General features: G+C 62.5%; 16 protein-coding genes. 4 read left to right on the plus strand and 12 right to left on the minus strand.

The window, feature by feature from the left end:
• Window positions 1-53 precede the first annotated feature (53 nt).
• The 4 genes from J2R99_RS10605 to J2R99_RS10620 are packed head-to-tail and all read left to right on the plus strand — an operon-like array spanning window position 54 to window position 4,894.
• The gene (locus J2R99_RS10605) at window positions 54-1,043 is read left to right on the plus strand and encodes an ABC transporter substrate-binding protein (RefSeq protein WP_307154456.1); all 990 of its coding nucleotides are present in this window, start codon (window positions 54-56) and stop codon (window positions 1,041-1,043) included.
• A 40-nt stretch (window positions 1,044-1,083) separates the two neighbouring features.
• Window positions 1,084-2,772: an ABC transporter permease gene (locus tag J2R99_RS10610; protein WP_307154457.1), complete on the plus strand. Its 1,689-nt coding sequence runs from the start codon at window positions 1,084-1,086 to the stop codon at window positions 2,770-2,772.
• Window positions 2,760-3,812, plus strand: a complete 1,053-nt coding sequence (locus J2R99_RS10615; protein ID WP_307154458.1) for an ABC transporter ATP-binding protein — start codon at window positions 2,760-2,762, stop codon at window positions 3,810-3,812. The genes J2R99_RS10610 and J2R99_RS10615 overlap by 13 nt, the downstream gene beginning before the upstream one ends.
• The gene (locus J2R99_RS10620) at window positions 3,812-4,894 is read left to right on the plus strand and encodes an MBL fold metallo-hydrolase (RefSeq protein WP_307154459.1); all 1,083 of its coding nucleotides are present in this window, start codon (window positions 3,812-3,814) and stop codon (window positions 4,892-4,894) included. The genes J2R99_RS10615 and J2R99_RS10620 overlap by 1 nt, the downstream gene beginning before the upstream one ends.
• A 3-nt stretch (window positions 4,895-4,897) precedes the next feature.
• Here the strand turns inward: J2R99_RS10620 and J2R99_RS10625 are convergent, their stop codons facing one another.
• The 12 genes from J2R99_RS10625 to J2R99_RS10680 all read right to left on the minus strand — a co-directional run bounded on the left by J2R99_RS10625 (window position 4,898) and on the right by J2R99_RS10680 (window position 22,759).
• A complete protein-coding gene (locus J2R99_RS10625) occupies window positions 4,898-6,019 on the minus strand; it encodes an ABC transporter permease (protein ID WP_307154460.1) in 1,122 nt (373 codons plus the stop codon).
• Between the two features lies 1 nt (window position 6,020).
• The gene (gene rbbA, locus J2R99_RS10630; protein ID WP_307154461.1) at window positions 6,021-8,792 is read right to left on the minus strand and encodes a ribosome-associated ATPase/putative transporter RbbA; all 2,772 of its coding nucleotides are present in this window, start codon (window positions 8,790-8,792) and stop codon (window positions 6,021-6,023) included.
• On the minus strand, window positions 8,789-9,913 hold the full coding sequence (locus J2R99_RS10635; RefSeq protein WP_370872344.1) for an HlyD family secretion protein: 1,125 nt from the start codon (window positions 9,911-9,913) through the stop codon (window positions 8,789-8,791). The genes rbbA and J2R99_RS10635 overlap by 4 nt, the downstream gene beginning before the upstream one ends.
• A gap of 210 nt (window positions 9,914-10,123) precedes the next feature.
• Complete coding sequence (locus J2R99_RS10640; RefSeq protein WP_307154462.1) at window positions 10,124-10,960, minus strand: CheR family methyltransferase; 837 nt, start codon at window positions 10,958-10,960, stop codon at window positions 10,124-10,126.
• Window positions 10,957-12,072, minus strand: coding sequence for a protein-glutamate methylesterase/protein-glutamine glutaminase (locus J2R99_RS10645; protein WP_307155682.1), 1,116 nt, complete (start codon window positions 12,070-12,072; stop codon window positions 10,957-10,959). Before J2R99_RS10645 ends, J2R99_RS10640 begins: the two co-directional genes overlap by 4 nt.
• A gap of 74 nt (window positions 12,073-12,146) precedes the next feature.
• On the minus strand, window positions 12,147-12,524 hold the full coding sequence (locus tag J2R99_RS10650) for a response regulator (RefSeq protein ID WP_092810289.1): 378 nt from the start codon (window positions 12,522-12,524) through the stop codon (window positions 12,147-12,149).
• A 27-nt stretch (window positions 12,525-12,551) separates the two neighbouring features.
• Window positions 12,552-13,022, minus strand: a complete 471-nt coding sequence (locus J2R99_RS10655; RefSeq protein WP_234628815.1) for a chemotaxis protein CheW — start codon at window positions 13,020-13,022, stop codon at window positions 12,552-12,554.
• Window positions 13,019-15,778 (minus strand): hybrid sensor histidine kinase/response regulator, encoded by a 2,760-nt coding sequence (locus J2R99_RS10660; RefSeq protein WP_307154463.1) that lies wholly within the window; start codon window positions 15,776-15,778, stop codon window positions 13,019-13,021. The genes J2R99_RS10655 and J2R99_RS10660 overlap by 4 nt, the downstream gene beginning before the upstream one ends.
• A 36-nt stretch (window positions 15,779-15,814) precedes the next feature.
• Window positions 15,815-17,494 carry a methyl-accepting chemotaxis protein gene (locus J2R99_RS10665; RefSeq protein ID WP_307154464.1) on the minus strand — a complete coding sequence of 560 codons (1,680 nt, stop codon included), beginning with the start codon at window positions 17,492-17,494 and terminating at the stop codon, window positions 15,815-15,817.
• A gap of 113 nt (window positions 17,495-17,607) precedes the next feature.
• Window positions 17,608-19,095 carry a HAMP domain-containing methyl-accepting chemotaxis protein gene (locus J2R99_RS10670; RefSeq protein ID WP_307154465.1) on the minus strand — a complete coding sequence of 496 codons (1,488 nt, stop codon included), beginning with the start codon at window positions 19,093-19,095 and terminating at the stop codon, window positions 17,608-17,610.
• A 224-nt stretch (window positions 19,096-19,319) separates the two neighbouring features.
• Window positions 19,320-20,996, minus strand: a complete 1,677-nt coding sequence (locus tag J2R99_RS10675) for a methyl-accepting chemotaxis protein (RefSeq protein WP_307154466.1) — start codon at window positions 20,994-20,996, stop codon at window positions 19,320-19,322.
• A gap of 80 nt (window positions 20,997-21,076) precedes the next feature.
• Complete coding sequence (locus J2R99_RS10680; protein ID WP_307154467.1) at window positions 21,077-22,759, minus strand: methyl-accepting chemotaxis protein; 1,683 nt, start codon at window positions 22,757-22,759, stop codon at window positions 21,077-21,079.
• Between the last annotated feature and the right edge of the window lie 34 nt (window positions 22,760-22,793).

Here is a 22,793-nt window from a genome sequence, read left to right on the forward strand (position 1 = left end):
CTGTTAGCCGGTGGCGGGTTTTCGCTCGCCTCTACCTCAAAAGGACGTCCAACATGATTAAGCCAATCCTCGGGCTTGCGGCTGCGGCCTTTGCCCTCGGTCTTGCCGACAGTGCAGCCGCCGAGCCCTCCGGCACGCTCACGGTCTACACCTCGCAGCCGAGCGAGCAGATGCAGAGCGTGATCGAGGCCTTCAACAAAGACTATCCGGACGTTCAAGTGGAGCTCTTTCGCTCCGGCACGACCGAGGTGATGAACAAGCTGCTCGCGGAATTCGCTGCAGGTTCCTCGCCCGCCGATGTCGTGCTCATCGCCGATGCCGTCGCCATGACGCAGCTCAAGAACGACGACCGGCTGATGACCTATGACGATGCGCCGATCGCCGATATTCCCGATGCGCTCATCGATCCCGACCACACCTTCTTCGGCACCAAGCTCATCACCACCGGCATCGTCTACAACACCAATCTCGTCGATGAGGCGCCGACCTCCTGGGCGGACCTGAAGGCTGAAGACGTCGCGTCCAAGACGACCATGCCGTCGCCGCTTTATTCGGGTGCCGCCGTCATCCATGTCGGCACGATGGTGCAGCAGCCCGAGTTCGGCTGGGATTATTACGAGGCGCTCGCCGATAACGGTGCGATCGCCGGTCAGGGCAATGGCTCCGTCATCGAAGCCGTCGCCCGCGGCGAGAAGGCCTATGGCATCATGATCGAATACATGGCCTTCAACGCCAAGAAGAAGGGCTCGCCGGTCGAGTTCGTGTTTCCGCAAGAGGGCGTGACCGCGATCTCGCAACCCGTGGCGATCCTGAAGTCGACCGACAATGCGGAAGCCGCCAAAGCCTTCGTCGACTGGCAGCTTTCCAGGAAAGCGCAGGAACAGTCCGTGGCTCAGGGCTATTTCCCGATCTTCGACGATGTGACGCCGCCCGAGGGCTATCCGAAGGTGGGCAGCCTCAAGATCCTGCCGACAGACGCCGAGACGCTGCTTGAAAACGACCAGGCCAACAAGGAGAATTTCGCTGAGCTCTTCGGCGGTTGATGCCGGTGCCGCGGGCGCGGCCTCCTCGCGCCTGCCCCTCATGCGCTTGTTTGAGCGCCATTTCCTCCTCGTTCTCGTTGCCCTTTATCTCGCGGCCTTCGCTTTGTGGCCGCTTGGACAACTCTTCGCCGAGGCACTGGCGCCCAACAAGGACGGTGTGCTGTTCGGCACGTTCTTCGATCAGTGGGAAAGCCGTTCAGCGATCCGCGCCCTGAGCCATACGCTCGAGGCGTCGTTTCTCTCCACGCTTGTTTCCGTCGTCATCGGGGCCGTCGCCGCCACGCTCCTCGTTCTCACCGATATGCGGTGGAAGGGCGCGATCGTCTTCATGCTGCTTTTGCCGCTCCTGATCCCGTCGCAGATCATGGCACTCGCCTGGATCGAGCTCACGGGACCGACGAGCCCGATCCTGGCGCCGCTCGGACTTGCACCCGAGCCCGGCACGACCAACCCGCTTTATTCCAAATGGGGTATCGTCGTCGTCATGGGCGTGGAGCATGCGGCTCTCGTCTTTCTGACGGTGCGCGCGGCGCTTTCTTCGTTGCCCATGGATATCGTCGAAGCGGCGCGGCTTGCCGGCGCCAAGCCTCTTCGCATCGTCACGCGCATCTTGATGCCTCTCGCCTTTCCCTCCGTCCTGAGCGGGGCTGCGCTCGCTTTCGTCGCTTCGATCGGCAATTTCGGCGTGCCGGCACTTCTCGGCATCCCCGGCCGCTACACGATGCTGACGACGCTCATCTATCAGCGCCTGCAAGGTTTTGGGCCGCAGGTACTTGGTCAGGTCGCAGCACTTGCCGTCATTCTGACGCTGATCGCCGCTGCCGGTCTTCTCCTGCGGAGCCTGATCGCACGGCGTTTCGGGGCTGCCATCGAACGCTCCAGCTCACCGCTCGTGCCATTCCCGCTCGGCCGCACGCGTTTGCCGATCGAGGGTGCGTTTCTCGCCTTCCTGGCCGTCATCGCCATCCTGCCGCTCTTCGCCCTCGTCGGCACCTCGCTGTTGCCGGCGCTTGGCGTGCCACTGTCGCTCGAGACGCTGACGCTGGAGAATTACCGCTTCGTGCTTTTCGGCTACGAGGCCGCGCAGCGGGCTTTTATCAACAGTTTTGCTCTCGCGCTTTCGGCCGCGATGATCAGCGCGGCGGTGGCCCTGCCTCTCGCCTATCTTTCGGTGATCGAGCGGCGTCCGCTTGCGCGCCTTCTCGACCTTTTTGCCGATGCGCCCTATGCCATTCCCGGCACGGTGCTCGCCATCGCCATCATCGTCGTCTTCCTGCCGCCGCTGCCTGGCCTCGGCGTCAGCCTCTACAACACCGGCTGGATCATCTTGGTCGCCTATCTCGCCCGTTTTCTCGCTCTCGTTCTGCGCCCGACGGTCGCCGCCATGAAAAGCCTCGATCCGGGCATGGACGAGGCGGCGCGCGCTGCGGGTGCCGGTATGCTCACGCGCCTCAAGTCGGTCCTCGCGCCGCTTCTTGCCCCGACGCTTGCGGCCGGTGGGCTTCTCATTTTCATGCAGGCCTTCAACGAACTCACCGTCTCGGCCCTTCTGTGGTCGAGCGGCTGGGAGACGCTCGGCGTCATGGTCTTCTTCCTGCATCGGGAAGGAAACACCACTGCTGCCGCCGCGCTTGCGACGCTCGCCTTGATCGCGGCCCTCGGGCTTGCCGGCATTGCGGCGCTCTTTGCCCGCAGACTGCCTTCCGGAGTTGTGCCATGGCGGGGATGACAGCTTTCGGGCTCGGCAAGCGTTTTGGCGAGACGGACGCCCTGCGTGCGGTCGACCTTGCCATCGAAAATGGAGAGTTCCTGGCGCTTCTCGGGCCTTCCGGTTGCGGCAAGACCACGCTTTTGCGCTTGATCGCCGGCTTTGAAGTGCCGGATGCGGGCGAATTGCACCTCGGTGACGCGGTGGTGGCCCGGGCGGGCTGGGCGTTGCCGCCGGAAGAGCGCAATGTCGGCATGGTGTTTCAGTCCTATGCGCTCTGGCCGCACATGTCGGTCGCCGACAATATCGGGTTCGCACTCAAGGTGCGCGGTCTAGAGGCTGGTGAATGCCGGCGGCGGATCGAGGATGCGCTTCAACTCGTCGGACTTGGCGGCCTCGCCAAGCGCAAGCCGGCGGAGCTCTCAGGCGGACAGAAACAGCGTGTCGCGCTTGCCCGCTGTCTCGCCATGCAGCCCTCTGTTGTGCTTCTCGATGAACCGCTCGCCAATCTCGACGCGCATCTGCGCGAGGCGATGCAGATCGAATTTCGCCGCTTTCACCGTGAGATCGGCGCCACCTTCGTCTACGTGACGCATGACCAGAGCGAGGCGATGGCGCTTGCCGACCGGGTCGCGGTGATGGATCGCGGCGCCTTGCAACAGATCGCCGCGCCGCGGGAGCTCTACGCGGAGCCTGCAACCGAGATGGTGGCGCGGTTCGTCGGACGCGGCATGGTCCTGCCGGTCACGGTGATCGGGCAGGAGGATGGGATCGTCGTCGCGGAGGCTTTTGGTGCGCAGATGCGGGTGAGGGGGCAGGCGGCGGCTGGTGAAGAGCGCCTTCTCTGCGTACGCCCCGCCGATCTTGCGCTCGACGGTACCGGTATGGAAGCGCGCGTCACCGCAGCAGCTTTTCAAGGAGCGGCGACCATCGTGTCGGCGCAAATCGACCAAGGAGAACATGTTTTGAGGCTCGAATGCCATGGCTTGCCGCCTGAGGAAGGCGCTGCCGTCCGGATTTCCGTGCGTGATGGTTGGTTGCTGCCGGCGGGGCGCGCCTGATGGGATTGACGTTCAAGGCGCTCTCAGGGCTCGGCCCGAAACAGCCGGCGACATTTCTCGTCGAGGCAGAGGGGCGACGCATCATCTTCGATCTCGGAGAGGAGAAGGCGACCGGCCGACGTGCCGATCTCTCGAGCGTCGGCAAGATCGATGCCGTCGTTATCAGCCATGGCCATTTCGATCATATCGGCGCGCTCGACGGCCTGGAGGCACTCGGCCATCCGGCGCTTTATGCGAGCGGATCGGTGCTTGCCCGTATCGACCGGCCGGCCAACGCGCATGAGCTGCCCGCCCATGGTGCGACGGAAATCGCCGGTCTTCGCGCGAAGACCGGGCGCGACGGACATGCGATCGGCGGGGTGTGGACCTTCCTCGATGTCGCCGGCGGCTTCATCTATATGGGCGACCATACGGATGAATCGAACGTCTTCGCCTTCGATCCGCCGCCGCAAGCGGCGACGATTGTGCTCGACGCCTCCTATGGCGATGCGAACGAGCCGCGGTCGGCTCAAATCGGCGACGTTCTGGAGCTCACTGCAAAGGGGCGTGTGCTCATCCCTGTCCCTCCGGACGGGCGCGGCATCGAGATGGCGCTGATTGCCGACGAGGCCGGTCGCAAGATTGCGGTCGACGAGAACGTGCGGAGATATCTTCGGCGCATCGCCGGTCCCGATAGCGAGTTTGCCGCGCCGGGCGTTGCGGAACGCGCCGGGCACCTTGCCGAAAACGCGGGTGATGCGGGCGATCCCGGGGCCAAGGCCGACGTCTTTCTCGCCGCTGACGCTGATGGTGATTCTGGCGTGAGCGGGGAGATTATCGATCGCCATATGCGCGATCTCTCCGTGGTTTTTACCGGTCATCTCCCAAAAACGACGCGCGCGTACAAAATGGTGAAAGACGGGGAGGCGGCCTTCCGCCGTTACAACGTCCATCCGACATTGCCGCAGAACGTGCGTCTGGCTCGTGCCGTGAACGCCACCACAGTCGTTCCGGCCTTTGCCGATCCGGGGCATCTCTCAGTCTTCGAGACCGCCTTCGCGACGGCCCGTGTCGATCTCTCCGGCGCGTTTACGACTGGTTGAGGCTCAGGCCATTTCCGTGATCGTCTTGCGAAAGCGGGTCAGCGCCAGGGTGAAGAGGACCGCTCCGATCGCTGCGATCGCCAGGAATTGCGGCCACACGACGCTGAATCCCGCGCCGCGATAAAGGATTGCCTGCGCCAGCATGACAAAATGCGTGTTTGGTGCCGCGAGCATGATCGTCTGGACGATATCGGGCATGCTTTCGCGCGGTGTCATGCCGCCCGACAGCATTTCGAGAGGCAGAAGGACGAGGATCAGCAAAAGCCCGAATTGCGGCATCGATCGTGCCAGCGTTGCCAGGAAGATGCCGATCGAGGTCGAGGCGAAGACGTGCAGTGCGGCGCCGACCAGGAAAAGAGCGATCGAGCCTTCGATCGGCACCGACAGAAGCCCCTCGATGATGACGGTGAGCGACAGGAAGCAGGATACGACGACGACGAGGCCCATCGCCCAGATCTTCGCTGCCATGATCTCAAACGGCGTCACGGGCATGACGAGGAGATGCTCGACCGTGCCATGCTCCCGCTCGCGGATGAGGGCCGCTCCGGTCAAGACGATCGACAGAAGCGTGATGTTGTTGATGACTTCCATGATGGAGCCGAACCAGGCGCGGTCGAGGAGCGGATTGAAGCGGGCACGCAGCTCCAATTCGACCGGGAGCTGGTCGATGGCGCGGTAGTGGCGGGCGAAATCCTCCACCTCGCCGAGGACGATCGATTGGATATAGCCTGATCCCGTGAAGGCCTGGGTGACGAGCGTCGCATCGACATTGAGCTGCAAAGTGGGTGTGCGTCCGGCCAGCATGTCGCGTTGGAAATCGGGCGGAATGACCAGCGCGAAGGTGTCGAGGCCAGCATCCATCCGTTGGTCCATTTCCGACGCGGTGATCATCTTCGGAGGAACGAAATAGGGCGGATAGAAGTCTGAGACGATGCGCGTCGAGAGCGGCGATCGATCTTCATCGACGATGCTGATGGTGGCCCGATTGAGGCTTTCCGGCATCGACGTGGCTGCCGCGTAGACGCCAAGCGTGAAGGCATAGACGATGAGGACGAGCATCATCGGGTCGCGCACCAGGCTGCGGAGTTCCTTCACCCCGAGATTGCCGATATTGGCGAGCCGCATCTCACCGCTCCTGTTTTTTGAGGAGAAGCGTGGTGGCGGCAAGGAGGACCGGGGTCGCAAGCGCCAACGGCAGGAAAGCTCCGCTCAGTTCCGAGAATCCGAGGCTTTTTGAGAAGGTGCCGCGCGCGATCGTGAGGAAATGCGCCGTCGGATAGATCTCCCCGACCAATCTGCCGATGCCTTCGAGTGCCGAGACCGGGTCTGTCAGCCCGGAAAAGTTGACGGCCGGCAGGATCGTGAGGATCGCCACGCCGAAAATCGAGGCGATCTGGCTTTTCATGAAGGTCGACATGAAAAGGCCGAGGGCCGTGGCCGAGCAGACGTAAAGGAAGGCGGCAGTCGCAAGGGCGAGAAAACTGCCTTTGAAGGGGACGGCGAAAACCGTCACGGCGAGTGCCGTCAGAAGCAGAAAGCTCAACCAGCCGAGAACGATATAGGGGATCTGCTTGCCGATCAGGAACTCCAGCTTCGTCGTCGGCGTCACGTAGAAATTGACGATGGAGCCGAGCTCTTTTTCGCGCACGACGCTCAAGGCGGCGAGCATCGCCGGGATCAGCATCAACAGGATCGGGATCACCGCAGGTACCATGGCGACGATGCTCTTTACGTCCGGATTATAGCGGAAGCGGGTCTCGAGATCGACGAGACTGGCAAGCGCGGTCGAGCGGCCGGTTTCCTTCGCCTTGGCGAGCAGCCACTGGGTGTGCATCCCTTGCACGTAGCCTTTGATCGTCTCTGCCCGTGTTGGCATGGCGCCATCGATCCAAGCACCAATCTCGACATTGTCGCCGCGCGCGACATCCCGGGCGAATCCTGGCGGAATTTCGATCGCCAGGCCGATTTCGCCGGCGCGCATACGCTGATCGAGGTCTTCGTAACTCGTGATCGGCGGTTTCTCGATGAAGTAGCGTGAACCGGAGATGTTGAAGGCATAATCCCGCGACAGGCCGGTCTGGTCGCGGTCGAGGACGGCGAAGCTCAAATCCTCCACGTCGAGGCTGATGCCGTAGCCCATGATGAACATCAAAATTACGCTGCCGATGATGGCGAGCGTCAGACGGATCGGGTCGCGGCGCACCTCCTGGCTTTCGCGGCGCGAATAGCTCGCCATGCGGCGCAGATCGAAGAAGCGGCGCGGGGGTCGCATCTCGGGGGCCGGCCTCTGGGCGATGAGAGCGGTTTTCTTTGGGGCCTGTTCCTCGTCGGCGCCCGCCTCTTCCAGATAGGAGATGAAGGCATCTTCGAGGGAAGCGGCACCGCGCTTTTCGACCAGGTCTTTAGGCCTGTCGGTGACGAGCACCTTGCCGGCATGCATGAGTGAGATGCGGTCACAGCGTGCCGCCTCGTTCATGAAGTGCGTCGAGATGAAGATCGTCACCCCGTCGCGGCGCGACAGCTCCACGATCATCCGCCAGAACGCGTCCCGGGCGACGAGATCGACGCCGGAGGTGGGCTCGTCGAGAATGAGCATCTCCGGCTTGTGGATCATGGCGACCGCGAGCGACAGGCGCTGGCGGTGCCCGAGCGGCAGCGAATCGGGAAATTCATCGATGATGTCGGCAAGCTCGAAACGCTCCACCATCTCGCGGATACGCGCCAGAATATCCGCCTCCGGAACACGAAAGAGACGGGCGTGGAGCTCGAGATTCTGTTTCACCGAAAGCTCGGTGTAGAGCGAGAAGGCTTGCGACATGTATCCCACCCGTTCGCGGGTGGCGAGGTCTCGCGGGTCGACCTCTTCGCCGAACAGAAAGGCTTTGCCTTCTGAGGAGGCGAGCAGGCCGGTCAGCATCTTCATCGTCGTGGTCTTGCCGCAGCCATTGGAGCCGAGGAAGCCGAAGATCTCGCCGCGCGGAATGCGGAAGCTCACATGGTCGACGGCGGTGAAGGTGCCGAAGCGCATGGTCAGCCCTTCCGCCTGGATGGCGGGGACGCCGCCGTCCTCTTGTGCCTGCGGCGGGATGACGACGGGCTGATATCCAGCCTGTTTTTCTGCAGGCAAGAGCGCGATGAAGGCGGCCTCCAGCGTCGCGGTCCCGGTTTTCGCGAGAAGCTCGTCCGCCGTCCCCGTTGCCAGGATGTGGCCGCCATCCATGGCGACGAGCCAGTCGAAACGTGCGGCCTCCTCCATATAGGCGGTGGCGACGACGACGCTCATATGCGGGCGGTCAGCCCGGATCTGGTCAATCAGCTCCCAGAATTGACGGCGCGAGAGGGGATCGACGCCGGTCGTCGGCTCATCAAGGAGAAGGAGGTCGGGATCGTGAATGAGCGCGCAGCAAAGACCGAGCTTTTGCTTCATGCCGCCCGATAATTTGCCTGCCGGCCGCGTCAGGAAGGGGGCGAGGCCGGTGGCTTCGGTCAGCTCGTGGATGCGGCGTTCGCGCTCCGCCTTTGCATGGCCGAAGAGGCGGGCAAAGAAATCGAGATTCTCGAAGACCGATAGTGTCGGATAGAGGTTCTTGCCGAGCCCTTGAGGCATGTAGGCGATGCGCGGACAGATTGCGGCGCGGTGGCCGGCATCCTTCATGCTGCCGCCGAGAACCCGGACCTCGCCTTTCTGGACGCGACGGGCTCCGGAGATGAGAGAAAAGAGGCTCGATTTGCCGACGCCATCGGGCCCGATGAGCGCAACGGCGCGTCCGGCCGGTATGTCGAGCGTGATATCGTCGAGTGCCTGCGTGGCACCAAACCGCAATCCCACATGCGCGAGGGTTGCGACGGGTGGATGCGTCTCGCTCTCTGGGGGAAAGGTCGGCAGGGGCGGCTTCATTCTGCGCCCGTCAGCGCTCCCCCGGGCTCAGGCTCGGGCGCGCCCTTTTTCGGCACATTGACCTTGAGGTCATCCGGCCAGTCGGCACTGCCGTCCGTTTTCACATAGGCCATCCCCGGCAGACCCGTTTTCACGTAGCGGATATGCTCCTTGAGAAGCTCGGCAGGGATTTGCGCTTTGATACGGAACATCAGCTTCTGCCGCTCTTCGACCGTCTCCACGGTCTTCGGCGTGAACTGGGCGACATCGGCCACGTAGGAAATGGTCGCCGGGATCACATATTGCGGGGCGGCGTCAAGCACGATGCGGGCTTCGGCACCCAGTGCCACACGACCCGCCTGAAGTGTCGGCAGGAAGAACGTCATATAGACGTCCGAGAGGTCGACGAGGTTCAAAATCGCGCTGCCGGCATTGACGACTTCACCGGGCTCGGCGATGCGATACTGCACGCGGCCCATCCGTGGCGAGGTGAGCGTGCTGTCGTCGAGATCGGTCTTGATCCGCTCGACCGTGGCGCGCATCGCGTCCACCTGCGCTTCCGCTTTGACGACGCCCGAGCGTGCATAGCCGAGAGCCGCATCAGCGGCCGCCACCTTGGCCTTTGCCGCGGCAAGGGCTGCCTTCGCACCTTCGTAAGCGGCCTTGTCGTCGTCGTATTGCTGAACGGAACCGGTGCCTCGTTCCTGCAAGGTCTGGCTGCGGGTGAGGCGTTTTTCAGCGCCTTCCAGCGTGGCCTCCTGTTGCGCCACGGTGGCTTCGGCCGCCTCCTTTTCCGCCTGGCGCTGCGTGACCTGGCTGTTTGCCGTCTCGATACCGATCTCGGCAGAGCGCAATTGTGCCTGGGCCTCGCGCAGCTGCGCCGCGAGCGAGGCGGTGTCCATCTTGGCGAGTTTTTCGCCGGCGGCGACGTAGTCGCCTTCCCGGACATAAACCTCCTGCAGGCGGCCGGCCGTCTTGCTGGCGATGTCGATCTCGACCGCTTCGATCCGACCGTTGCTCGAGGCGATTGCGGCGTTCTCGTTCCCGCCCGTCACCATGGCCTTGATCTTAGGCCAATAGGAATAGCCGACGCCGACGAGGAGTGCCGCGACGATGAGGACGAGCAGGAGCTTTCTTGGCATGGAGACAGGCCGGTCTTAGCTGGCGGCGTTGGGGGTCGCGACAGATGCCGCAGCTTTGCCGCTTCGCCTAAAAGGTACTCTAGCGGACCTATCCTGGCAAGCTGAAGCTTGAGTTCCTCATACGCCTTGATCGCTTATAGATCAGCCGATCTGACGACGGGATGCACGTCAAAAAAATGCCGCTCCGCCTTGGCGCGGAGCGGCTTTCGATTAGGCCGCGACGACAGCCGATTGGCTGCCCGCGAGGCCGTAAAGGTTGCGCTGGCCGGGAACGAGCGTGAACTTGCTGCTCACGCCAACCACCGTCTCGGCGCCGCCGAGCACGAGATAGCCGTCCGGCCGCAAATTGCGCGAGACCCGATCGAGAATGTCGCCTTTCGTGGCCGCGTCGAAGTAGATCAGCACATTGCGGCAGAAGACGATGTCGAGCATTCCGAGGGTCGTGAAGGAATGCAACAGGTTGAGATTTCGGAACGTCACCATGCGTCGGATGTCTTCGGAAATCTGCCAGTTTTCCCCATTCTTCCTGAAGTATTTGAGGAGGAGCTGGACCGGGAGTCCGCGCTGAACCTCAAACTGCGTGTAGATACCAGCGCTCGCTCGTTTCAACATGTCGTCGGAAATGTCGGTCGCAACGATTTCGATTTTGCGTCCGGCGACGATTCCCACTTTCTCGCGAAGGATCATGGCGAGAGAATAGGGCTCCTGACCGGACGAGGCCGCCGCGCACCAAATGCGCAATGGCTGCGTGACCGGACGATTGCGCAAAAGCGTCGGCAGCATCACGTCGCTGAACAAATCGAACGGCGTTTTGTCCCGGAAGAAAAAGGATTCGTTGGTCGTCATCGCGTCGACGACCGCCTTGCCGATCTCCATGGAACCCTGCCGCAGTTTTGCGGCAAGTGCTGCGATGCTCGGTAGCCCGAAATGCGTGGCCACCGGAAGAAGGCGTGACTCGAGCAGATAGGTCTTACCCTCCTGCAGCACCAGGCCCGATTGCGCCTTCAGATATCTCTGGAAGAACTCGTAGTCCGCAGGTGTGATCATGAGCGTCCCCCTGAGATTCGTCGAACCACGCGGGGCCCGATTTCCGTTATCGGTAGAATTTCGGAGCAGGCTCCGACCTCTGCGGTCGCGCCTGGCATGCCCCAGACCACGCTCGAAGCTTCGTCCTGCGCGATGACGGCACCGCCGCCGTCGGCGATGATGGTCGCCCCCTTGGCTCCGTCGGATCCCATGCCGGTGAGAACGAGAGCAAGGGTGGCGCTGCCATAGATGTCAGCGATCGATTGAAACATCGGATCCACTGCCGGCTTGCAGAAGTTGACGGGCGGTGCATCCGAGAGCTTGATCACCGTCGTGCCATTCGATTTTGCCACCAGCATGTGCTTGCCACCGGGAGCCACGTAGATGTGACCGGGACGCACGGGCTCGCCATCGATCCCCTCGGCGGCCGGCCGGCCCGAAGCCTTGGCGATGTGCTCGGCGAGGATCGTGGTGAAGGTCGGCGGCATGTGCTGTGTCACGAACACCGGGATGGTTGTCAGTGCACTGCCGGCATCGGTGAAGAAGCGGGTCAGCGCCTGCGGACCGCCCGTGGAGCTACCGATCGCCAGGGCACGCACTGCACTCATTGAAGCGGGGCGCAAACGCACCTTGGGCTTGGCTGCGGCGGGAATCGCTGCCGCACGTGCGGTAGTCGGCGCGGATGTGCCCGGAGACTGCCGGGCCGTGGCCGGAGCAGGCGTGCGGAAGCTCTTGCCGCGACGCACCCCGGCACCAAGGCTGCGCACCTTGGAAATGAGGTCATGGCGGAAGTCCGCCGCCGCAAGCAGTCCGTTGGTGGAATCGGGCTTCGGAACGTAGTCGGCAGCCCCCAAGGTCAGAGCACGAATGCTGACCTCGGCGCCGCGACGCGTGAGCGTCGAGGCCATGATGACGGCTGTGCCCGGCCGCTTTTCGAGAATGAGCGGCAGAGCCTGCAGCCCGTCCATCTCTGGCATCTCGATGTCGAGAATGGCCACATCGGGCTGCGAACGGATGACGTCATCCACCGCGCGCCGCCCGTTGGGGTGGGAGGCGATGAGAGTGAGGTCCGGCTCTTCTGAGATCCAGCGGGCGAGGATGCCGCGAATGAAAGCGGAATCATCGACCACCATAACGCGGATGGGTTCGTCGCTCTTCGGGCGGACCGCCGCGGGACGGGCGCCGGGTGGAGGTGCGGCGATCGCGTTCATGTCGCCCTCGCCAGAATGCCGACGGACTCCAGCTTTTCGCGCAGGATTTCGGCGTCGTAGGGCTTCATGATGTACTCGTCGGCACCATCCTCGATGGCGCGCGCGATGTGATCGAGATCATTCTCTGTCGTGCAGAAGATCACGCGCGGTGCTTCTCCGTCCGGCCGCTTGCGCAGAGCCCGGAGGAAGTGCGGACCGTCGGTGACCGGCATGTTCCAATCCAGAAGGATTGCGTCTGGCATCGCTTCCTGGCACCGCTCCATCGCGGTCTCGCCATTGTCGGCCTCGCGCACTTGGAAGCTCATCTCCTCCAGCATGCGCCGGGCCACCTTTCGAACAACGGAGGAATCATCCACCACAAGACAGGTTTTCATCGCGGGCTCCTTGGAAAGCTGCTTGTGTCAGGCAGCAAGAGCGACAGTTACGCGGGCAAGGGCTGCTTCGACGTCCAGGATCAGCATGAGTTCGCCCGAGACGTGATAGACACCCTTGACGATCTCGGCCCAGCGCGGATCGAGGTTCGGAGGGCAGGGCTCGAGTGTCTCCTCCAGGTGCATGACCTCGCCGACCTCATCGATGATGAGGCCGAAGGATTCGCTCTTGTACTCGATGCCGACGGCCATCTTTTCCTTCGCATCGCTTGGCGGGAAGCCGAGCAGCTGACGAAGGTCGATGGTGGTGACGATGCGTCCACGCAGATTGAGGACGCCTTCCACTTCCTTGGGCGCGAGGGGAACACGTGTCACCTGTTCGGGGACGAACACCTCGTGGACCGCTGCGATCGGCAGGCCGAAGCGCTGGCCACCGATGCGGACGGTGACGTACTGATTTGCGGCCGACGTCCGCACGTCGTGAACGTTATGCTGGCTCATGCTGCTTCTCCATAGATCGGGGCGCATTGCTTGATCGCCGCGATGAGTTCGCTGCGATCGACCTTGGTGGCGATGCGATCGAAGCCAATGAGGTTTTCCTCACCCGGGCGGACCCGAGACTTCGCGCTGCCGAGCGCCATCAAGGGGACATGCTGCATGTCCGTCTGGCTGCGAACGGCGGCCGCGAAGGCGGCCGGGTCCATCGCCGGAGTGTCGAGGTCGGTGACCACGAGGTCGAAGCGGTGCCCTTCCGTAATCTGAGCAAGTGCATCTTCCGCGTTCGAGGCTAGAGACACCCGATATCCGGCACTGCGCAGGATCGGCTCGACCATGTTGCGGTAGAAGACGTTGCCGCCGACGAAGAGAAGCTTCTTGCCTTTGCGTTCGGCCTGTTCGGGAGCGTCCCGGAAGGCGATCTCGAGGAAGTGCGAAATGTCGACGATATCCGTCGCCTTGCCGCCGAGCACAGCGCTGCCGAGAAGCCCCGGCGTTTCGGAGGGAAGCTCGATGTTGAGCGGCTCCTGGACGATGTCGACGATTTCGTCGACCACGAGGCCCATCGTATTGCCGTTGTCGGAGAAGACGAGCATCGGCTGGGTTCCCGTCGTGCGCTGTTCCACCTCGTGGTTGACGTAGACGAGCGGGATGAGCGCACCGCGGTAGTTGAGGATCGGCTGACCGCCGGCCCATTCGACCTTTTCCGTCTCGAATTCCTCAAGGCGCGTGACGAGTGAAAGCGGCACCGCTTTCGGCTCGCGGCCACCCGCTCGGAAGACGAGCATGGAAACGGCGTCGTTCGATTCCTCCTGCTCTTCGGCGTCGGCGGTGGCGGCGGCGATCGTCTGATCGATGCTGCTCGCCGCCTGCTGGGCGACACCGTTCGGATCGACGATCATGATCACGCGTCCATCGCCAAGGATTGTCGAGCCGGAGAACATGCCGATGTGGCGCAGCATGGACGACATCGGCTTCACCACGATTTCCTCCGTGTGGAAGACCGCGTCGACGATGACGCCGAAGATCTGATTGCCGACCTGCATGACGGCAATGAAGCCGCTCTCCTGGTCTGCGACCTCGTCCTTGACGCTTCCAAGAAGCGCACCGAGATGGACGATCGGCAGGAGCTTGTCACGCAGGCGAAGGACAGGAGCGTCCTTCAGACGTTCGATCTTGTGCTCTGAATCCGGCTGGATGCGGACGAGCTCGACCACGGCCAGCTGCGGCACCGCAAAGCGCTCACCGGCAACTTCCACGATCAGGGCCGGCACGATCGCCAGGGTGAGCGGGATCTTGATGACGAAGGTCGAACCCTTGCCCTGGGTGGAGCGCACGTCGACATTGCCACCGATGATTTCGATGTTGGAGCGCACGACATCCATGCCGACGCCACGGCCCGACACGCTCGTCACCTTCTCTGCCGTCGAGAAGCCGGCGTGGAAGATGAAGCGATGGATCTGGGCATCCGACATCTTGGCCAGTTCGGCTTCCGTCGCCAGCCGGTTTTCCAGCGCTTTTTCGCGGATGCGGTCCGTGTTGAGGCCGCGACCATCATCCGAGATCTCGATGATGATGTGGCCGCCCTCATGGAAGGCGGAAAGCCGCACCAGGCCCTTCTCGGGCTTGCCAACGAGGCGTCGCTCTTCCGTCGTCTCCAGACCGTGATCGGCCGAGTTGCGCACCATATGTGTGAGCGGATCCTTGATCAGGTCGAGGACCTGGCGGTCAAGCTCGGTCTCCGCGCCAACCATCTCCAGCTCGATCTGCTTGCCCAGATCCTGCGCGAGGTCGCGCACGATGCGGGGCAGCTTCTGCCACGCATGGCCGATCGGCTGCATGCGCGTGCGCATGACGCCTTCCTGAAGCTCTGCTGTCACCGTCGACAGGCGCTGCAGCGACACCTTGAAGTCGGAATCTTCCTGGCGACGCGCGATCTCCATGAGCTGGTTGCGGGTCAGAACCAGCTCCGAGACCATCGTCATCAGATGCTCAAGAGCATCGAGATTGACCCGGATCGACTGGGAAGAGACGCTCGAGCTGTTATTGTTGTTGGCGCTCGGCTGCTCTTCGGCAGGTTTTTTCACCGCAGCCTCGGCCGCCTTGGCGACCGGTGCCTTTGCCGCAGGCTCTTCCTTCTTCACCGGCGCGGGCGCGGGAGAAGGCTTCTCCTCGCTCGAAGATGCCTTTTCTTTGGCTTTGGCCGGGGCCTTTTTCGCCTTTGTCTTCCCCTTGGCTGCGGGGTTTTCCACTTCCGTCTCGCGGAAGATCCGCTCCAATTCGTCGAGTGGGATCTCGCCCGGCATCAGCGGACGTTCCAGGACCTGGTCGACGATGGTGCCGACGGTCACCTCGGCCTCTTCGACGACCTCCTCTGAAACTGCTTCGCCTGCCGCCATCTTTTCCAGAAGCTCGATGAGGTCTGCGTCGCTTCCTTCGGGCTCCTGCCCACCATTCTCTTCGAGCTTCGCCAGGATCTCCTTGATCCTGTCGATGGTCTTGAGCACCAGGCTCACCGCTGCCGGCGTGACGGGCACGCCCTCGCGGAACTTGTCCATCAACGTCTCAGCCGCATGAGCAAGCTTCGCCAGGCGAGGCAGGCCGATAAAGCCGCAGGTGCCCTTGATCGTGTGCACGAGACGGAAGATGTTGTTGAGAATGGCGGCGTTGTTTGGTTCCTGCTCGAACTTCACGAGCTCGACGTCGGCGACGTCCAGGCTCTCGTTCGTCTCAGTCAGGAACTCGCGAAGCAGTTCATCCATTGCGGGGGCTCCGATTGGCTTTCGGGTGGGAGGGGCCTAAGCGGCCCGCACCCTGTCGATGAAGGTGTCGACCTGCTGACGCAGGTTCGCAGCCTGGTTGTCGAGGTCGTTGGCGGCATGGACGATCTCGCTCGAGACGCGTCCGGTGTCATTGGCTGCAGTCGTGACGGCGACGATGTTGGAGGACACCTCCTGCGTGCCCTGCGCGGCCTGCTGGACGTTCTGGGCGATCTCGCCGGTGGCCGAGCCCTGCTCTTCCACCGAGGAGGCGATCGTCGAGGAAATTTCGTCGATCTGCTTGATCGTGCCGGTGATCGATTCGATCGCCTTGACGACCTCGCTGGTGGCTTCCTGCACGGCCGTGATCTGCTGCGAGATCTCGCCGGTGGCCTTGGAGGTCTGTTCTGCGAGCGTTTTCACTTCCATGGCGACGACCGCAAAGCCCTTACCGGCCTCGCCGGCGCGGGCTGCCTCGATGGTGGCGTTCAGGGCCAACAGATTGGTCTGCGAGGCGATATCGGTGATGAGGTTGACGACCTGGCCGATGCGCTGGGCACTGGCGGCAAGACCGCGAACCACTTCGCCGGTGTTGGAGGCCTGACCGTTCGCCTGTCCGGCGACATTGGCGGCCATCGACACCTGCTGACCGATCTCGCGGACCGAGGCGGCAAGTTCTTCAGCGGCCGAGGCAACCGTCTGGACGTTGGTCGTCGCCTGTTCGGCAGCGGCCGCGACGACTGTCGACTGACGATTGGTTTCTTCAGCGGACGAACTCATCGTGGAAGCCGACTGCTTCAATTGCGTGACGGCGGAGACAACCGAGCGAACAACGCTTGAGACTTCCCGTTCGAAGTCGTCCGCCATGGCGTGCATGGCCTTGCGCTTGTCTTCTTCGGCACGAGCCGCATTCTCTTCCTGTTCGCCGCGCAGGCGTTCAGCCTCGGCGAGACCATCGCGGAAGACAGCGATCGCCTTCGACATTTCGCCAATCTCGTTCTGCTTCTCTGCATACGGGATCTCGGTGTCGAGCTTGCCAGCGCTCAAATCGGTCATGACGCTGGTGATGCGGCCGATCGGGCGGATCACGCCGGTGGAGACGTAGACCATTGCAGCGCCGGCGATGATGACGCCGAAGGCGATGGCTATGAACATCTGCAGGCGCGCAGAATTGTAGGCCGACACCGATTTTGCGTAGTCGCTTGCAGCGCCGTCGTTGTTGATCTGGACGGCGCTCATCAGGTCGTTGGAGAAGGAATCGAAGATCCGCTTCATCTGACCGCGAAGCAGGTCGTTGGCTTCCGTGGTCTGTCCGGCTGTGATGAGGCGGGCGACCTGCGGCTCGAGGCTGAGATACTCGGTGAACTTGGCGGAGAAATCCTGATAGAGCTTGCGCTCTTCATCGGAGGAAATCAGCGGCTCGTACTTCGCGCGAAGCGTGGCGATTTCTCCGATATTTTCCGCGATTGCAGCTTTCAGAGTCTGCTGGTCCTGCGGGTCGGTGGCCAGGAGATTGGCAATCTGTGCGATGCGCAGGTCAGAGGTGGCGGTGTTGATCTTATTGATCGTGTCGATGCTCGGGACCCAGTTGGTTGCCTCGTTCTCGACGTTCGCCTGAATCTGGGCGAGTTTGCTGACGGACGTCCATCCGAGGGCGACCATAAGGACGACCAGGACGCCGAAAATTGCCGTCAGCGTTGATTTCAAATTCAGCTTCATCACGTTCTCCGTTGCCGGCTTGCCCTGCATCTAGCTTTCAAAGCTTGCTCGTGGCTGGCCGCTGATTGCTTGCCTGTTGGTGCGTTGGGGCGCCCCTGCGGGCGCCCGGGTGTTCATGCTGCCCGCACGCTCTGGATGAAGGTGTCGACCTGCTGGCGGAGCATGGAAGCCTGGCCGTCGAGATCTCCGGCGGCCTGGACGATCTCCTGCGACGCCCGACCGGTGTCGTTGGCGGCCTGCGAAACCGAGCCGATATTGTGGGAGACTTCCTGCGTGCCTTGAGCCGCCTGCTGGACGTTCTGGGCGATCTCGCCGGTTGCCGCGCCCTGCTCCTCGACGGAGGAGGCGATGGTCGTGGAGATCTGGTCGATCTGCTTGATCGTCCCGGTGATCGCCTCGATCGCCTTCACGACCTCTGTCGTCGATTCCTGGACGGCTGCGATCTGCTGCGAGATGTCGCCCGTGGCCTTCGAGGTCTGCTCGGCGAGCGTCTTCACTTCCATGGCGACGACCGCAAATCCTTTGCCGGCCTCGCCAGCGCGAGCGGCTTCGATGGTGGCGTTCAGGGCCAGAAGGTTCGTCTGTGAGGCGATGTCGGTGATGAGGTTGACGACCTGACCGATGCGCTGCGCGCTTGAGGCCAGACTGCGCACGATCTCGCCGGTGTTGACGGCCTGCGTGCTCGCCTGGCCGGCGATCGTGTTGGCAATCGCAACCTGCTGGCCGATCTCCCGAACCGAGGTCGCAAGCTCCTCCGCTGCAGAGGCGACCGTCTGGACATTCGATGTTGCCTGCTCGGCCGCGGATGCGACTGCCGTCGACTGGCGGCTGGTTTCCTCGGCCGACGAACTCATGGTGGACGCCGATTGGTTCAACTGGGTCACCGCCGACGCCACGGATTTCACGACGCTTGAAACCTCATCGTCGAAGCGGTCTGCGAGCTCGTGCATCAGCCTGCGCCGTTCTTTGTTGGCGCGGAAGGAAACCCAGAAGCCTGCGAGAGCGATGAGGATTCCGAAGAGAATGCCCGCAATCATTTCCAGGCGCGTGAAGGAGTAGGCGTCCGTTGCGTCGCGGAAGTTCTGGTCCGCCCCGGCATTGACGCGGACCACATCCGCTTCGAGGTCATCCGAGATGGCCGAGAACTGCTCTGCCATGCGGCCGGTGAAAAGGGCCATGGCAGCGTCGGTCCGACCGGATGTGGAGAGATTGATCACCCGCTCGTGGGAGGCGAGGTATTCCGCGAGATCCGCCTGAAACCTATCATAAGCGGCACGCTCTTCATCGTTGGTGATGAGGGAGCGGTACTTCTCGCTGTTGTCTGCGATGCGGGAAAGCGTCGTGGCGATCTTCGTCTCTGCGAGTTCGCGCTGTTGCTCTGTTTCCGCCGTCAGGTAATTCCACTCACCAAGCCGCAGATTGGAGACGTTGGTGTTGATGTGATTGATGGCATCGACACTCGGCAGCCAATGCGTCGCTTCGCTTTTCACGTCGCGATAGATCGCCCCGATATTCCAAAGGGCGAGGACACCTTCTGCTACGATGACAATCATCAGAAGGGCGATGAGCGCAGGCAGAGATGCCTTCATTTTGGGGCGCATAATGGACCTCTTGCGGTTTCGCGTGGCGGCACGAAACCACTCGATCCTTGCGTGTAGCTGGGATTTATCTCTCGTTTTGAATGTAAAATTCGACTGTGGTCTTGATGCCGAACTGGGCGTGAAGGCGGCTCCAAAATGCGAACAGGCTCGCCTTGCGACGAGCCTGCCGGAGCTGCTGCCCGGGCCGTGCTGGCCCAGGCTCGAGATGTGTTGAAGTGATGCTGTCAGGCAGCGCGCACGCGGCCGATGAAAGCATCGACTTGGGCACGGAGATTCTCCGCCTGGCTGTCGAGATCGCCTGCCGCTTGAACGATCTCTCCGGAAACCCGTCCGGTCTCGTTGGCTGCCCGTGACACCGAGACGATGCTCGTGGACACCTCCTGCGTGCCCTGCGCGGCCTGCTGGACGTTCTGGGCGATCTCGCCGGTGGCCGAGCCCTGCTCTTCCACCGAGGAGGCGATCGTCGAGGAAATTTCGTCGATCTGCTTGATCGTGCCGGTGATCGATTCGATCGCCTTGACGACCTCGCTGGTGGCTTCCTGCACGGCCGTGATCTGCTGCGAGATCTCGCCGGTGGCCTTGGAGGTCTGTTCTGCGAGCGTCTTCACTTCCATGGCGACGACCGCAAAGCCCTTACCAGCCTCGCCGGCGCGGGCTGCCTCGATGGTGGCGTTCAGGGCCAACAGATTGGTCTGCGAGGCGATATCGGTGATGAGGTTGACGACCTGGCCGATGCGCTGGGCACTGGCGGCAAGACCGCGAACGACTTCGCCGGTGTTGGAGGCCTGACCGTTTGCCTGGTCGGCGACGCTGGCGGCCATCGACACCTGCTGACCGATCTCGCGGACCGAGGCGGCAAGTTCTTCAGCGGCCGAGGCAACCGTCTGGACGTTGGTCGTCGCCTGTTCGGCAGCGGCCGCGACGACCGTCGATTGCTGGTTCGTCTCTTGGGCCGATGCCCCCATCGTGGAGGCAGATTGCTTAAGCTGTGCGGCGGCTGACACGACCGAGCGAACGACGCCTGAGACTTCCCGTTCGAAGTCGTCAGCGAGCGCGTTCATCATCTGGCGCTTCTTCTCTTCCGCGTGCGCTTCCGCCTGTTGCTGTTCAGCGCGCAGACGTTCGTTCTCACGCAATTCCTGAAGGAAGTGCTCCGTTGTGCCCCACAGCTCGCCGATCTCGTCGGAGGAGCGGTTCTGCTCGATTGTGACGTCGAGATCGCCAGCTGCCATGCGCTTCAGCGTGCTGCTGACGCGGGTGAGCGGACGGCTGATCTGGCGGGTGCCGATCCACACGGCGATCGCAGCGCCTGCTGCGAGCCCGATCAGCATGGTGGCCACGATCAGAAGCGTCATGCGCTCACCGAGGGTGGCCATCTCAGCGAGGATCGGCTTGAGCTCGTGTTGAAGATCGGCTCTCACCTCGTCGACGTCGGTTTGCAGAGCCTTGCGGTTCGCGCGGTTTTCTTCGTTGTTGCCTTGTGCATTGGCTGCATCCGGCGAGACTTCGAGGCCGAGACGGGCGGTTTCTGTGCGGTAGTCGCGGAATTCGGCGATTCCGGCGAGAACCTCGTCGAATGCTTTGGCTCTCTCCGGGGTCCTGACGTAACTCCGCGCTTCGGCGGCAGCGGCGTCGAGTTCGTCGAGGCTCTGCATGAGGCCCGCGGCGAATGCTTTTGTCTTTTCCGGTGTCTTACTCACATAGATGCCGCGTGAATCCATCACGACTTTGGAGATAAGCCCGTTAACCCGTTCCATGCGGATCGTCATTTCCGCATTGCGCGCGTAGCGTTCGGCCAAATTTTCGCTACGCTTCAAAGCATAAAGACCCATTCCCCCGACGAAGATGCTTGCAACGCCTAGGACGCCCAGCATCATATATATTTTATGACTTATTTTCATTTTCCGAACTCCTGCAAGGGTCGCGCCGGCCCCTACGGGCCGACGCAAGTCAAAAAGGCGAGCATTGCAATGCTCTGTTATTAGGCAGCCCGTACGCGGCCGATGAAGGCATCGACCTGGCTGCGTAAGTTCTCGGCCTGGCTGTCAAGGTCACCGGCAGCCTGCACGATCTCACTCGAGACGCGTCCGGTCTCGTTGGCCGCCCGTGATACCGAGACGATGCTCGTCGACACTTCCTGGGTGCCTTCGGCAGCCTGCTGAACGTTCTGGGCGATCTCGCCGGTGGCCGAGCCCTGCTCTTCCACCGAGGAGGCGATCGTCGAAGAGATCTCGTCGATCTGCTTGATCGTCCCGGTGATGGATTCGATGGCCTTGACGACCTCGTTGGTGGCTTCCTGTACGGCCGTGATCTGCTGCGAGATCTCGCCCGTGGCCTTGGAAGTCTGCTCGGCGAGCGTCTTCACTTCCATGGCTACGACCGCGAAGCCCCTGCCGGCTTCACCGGCGCGGGCTGCCTCGATCGTCGCGTTCAAAGCCAGGAGATTTGTCTGCGCCGCAATGTCGGTGATGAGGTTGACGACCTGGCCGATGCGCTGGGCACTGGCGGCAAGACCGCGAACCACTTCGCCGGTGTTGGAGGCCTGGCCGTTTGCCTGACCGGCGATCGTGGCCGACATCGCTACCTGCTGACCAATCTCGCGGACCGAGGCGGCAAGTTCTTCAGCGGCCGAGGCAACCGTCTGCACATTCACGGTCGCCTGTTCGGCCGCGGCTGCGACCACCGTCGACTGATGGTTCGTCTCATCAGCAGATGCGCCCATCGTCGAAGCCGATTGTTTCAGTTGCATTGCCGCGGAGACGACCGAGCGGACGACGCTTGAGACTTCGTGCTCGAAATCGTCGGCGAGCGCATTCATCATCCGGCGCTTGTCCGCCTCGGCACGCTCTTCGGCTTGCTGCTGCTGCTCGCGCAGCGTCTCCGTCTCCTTGAGCGCGACGACAAAATGCTCCGTCGCTTCCCAGATTTCGCCGATCTCGTCACCGGAGCGCTTCTGCTCGATAGAGACGTTGAGATCGCCGTTGCCCATACGCTTCAGTGTGCCGGTGAGGCGGACGAGGGGACGGCTGATCTGACGGGTGCCAATCCACATGGCGATGCCGACGCCGATGAACAGGCCAACCGCGATGACGGAGCAGATCAGGATCAGCATGCTCTCGTTGAGAGACAGCATGTGGGCACGGAGCGGATCGAGGCGTGCAGCGACATTCTCGACACCCGCTGCCAGGCTCGCTTGCAAGCCTTTGCGCCCGCCGCGAACTTCATCGCTGGTGCCGTAGGCGCGCGCCGCATCCGGACTGATTTCGACACCGCGACGCACCAACTCCGTCCGTTCCGCGCGGTAATTGGCGAGGTTCTTACCGAGCTCCTCGACCACGGGCATGTCTTCGACAGGCGTAAGGTTCTCCAGCTGGCCAAAGGCGGCGTCGATTTCATCGAGCGCGGCCATGACCTCCTTGCCGTATTTGGCGGCATCGGCCGAGCCTTCGGCGAGGTAGACCCCGCTCGATGACTTGCTCGCCTGGATGACCTGGGTGCCGATCTGCTGCATCAGGAGTGCCCGTGAGGATGTTCTGTCGAACTCCTCGGCGGTGCTGTGCATTGCATTGATCGCATAAATGGCGATGGCGCCGACACCTATGGTTACGATGCCGAGTATGGCCACGATGGCGTTGATCTTGCCGGTAATTCTCATGGGTCTCATTCCGTTTCCGGCCCTGAGGCCGACGTCAGTTGGG

Origin of the sequence: Rhodopseudomonas julia (genome assembly GCF_030813515.1) — a bacterium.
GTDB lineage: Bacteria > Pseudomonadota > Alphaproteobacteria > Rhizobiales > Afifellaceae > Afifella > Afifella julia.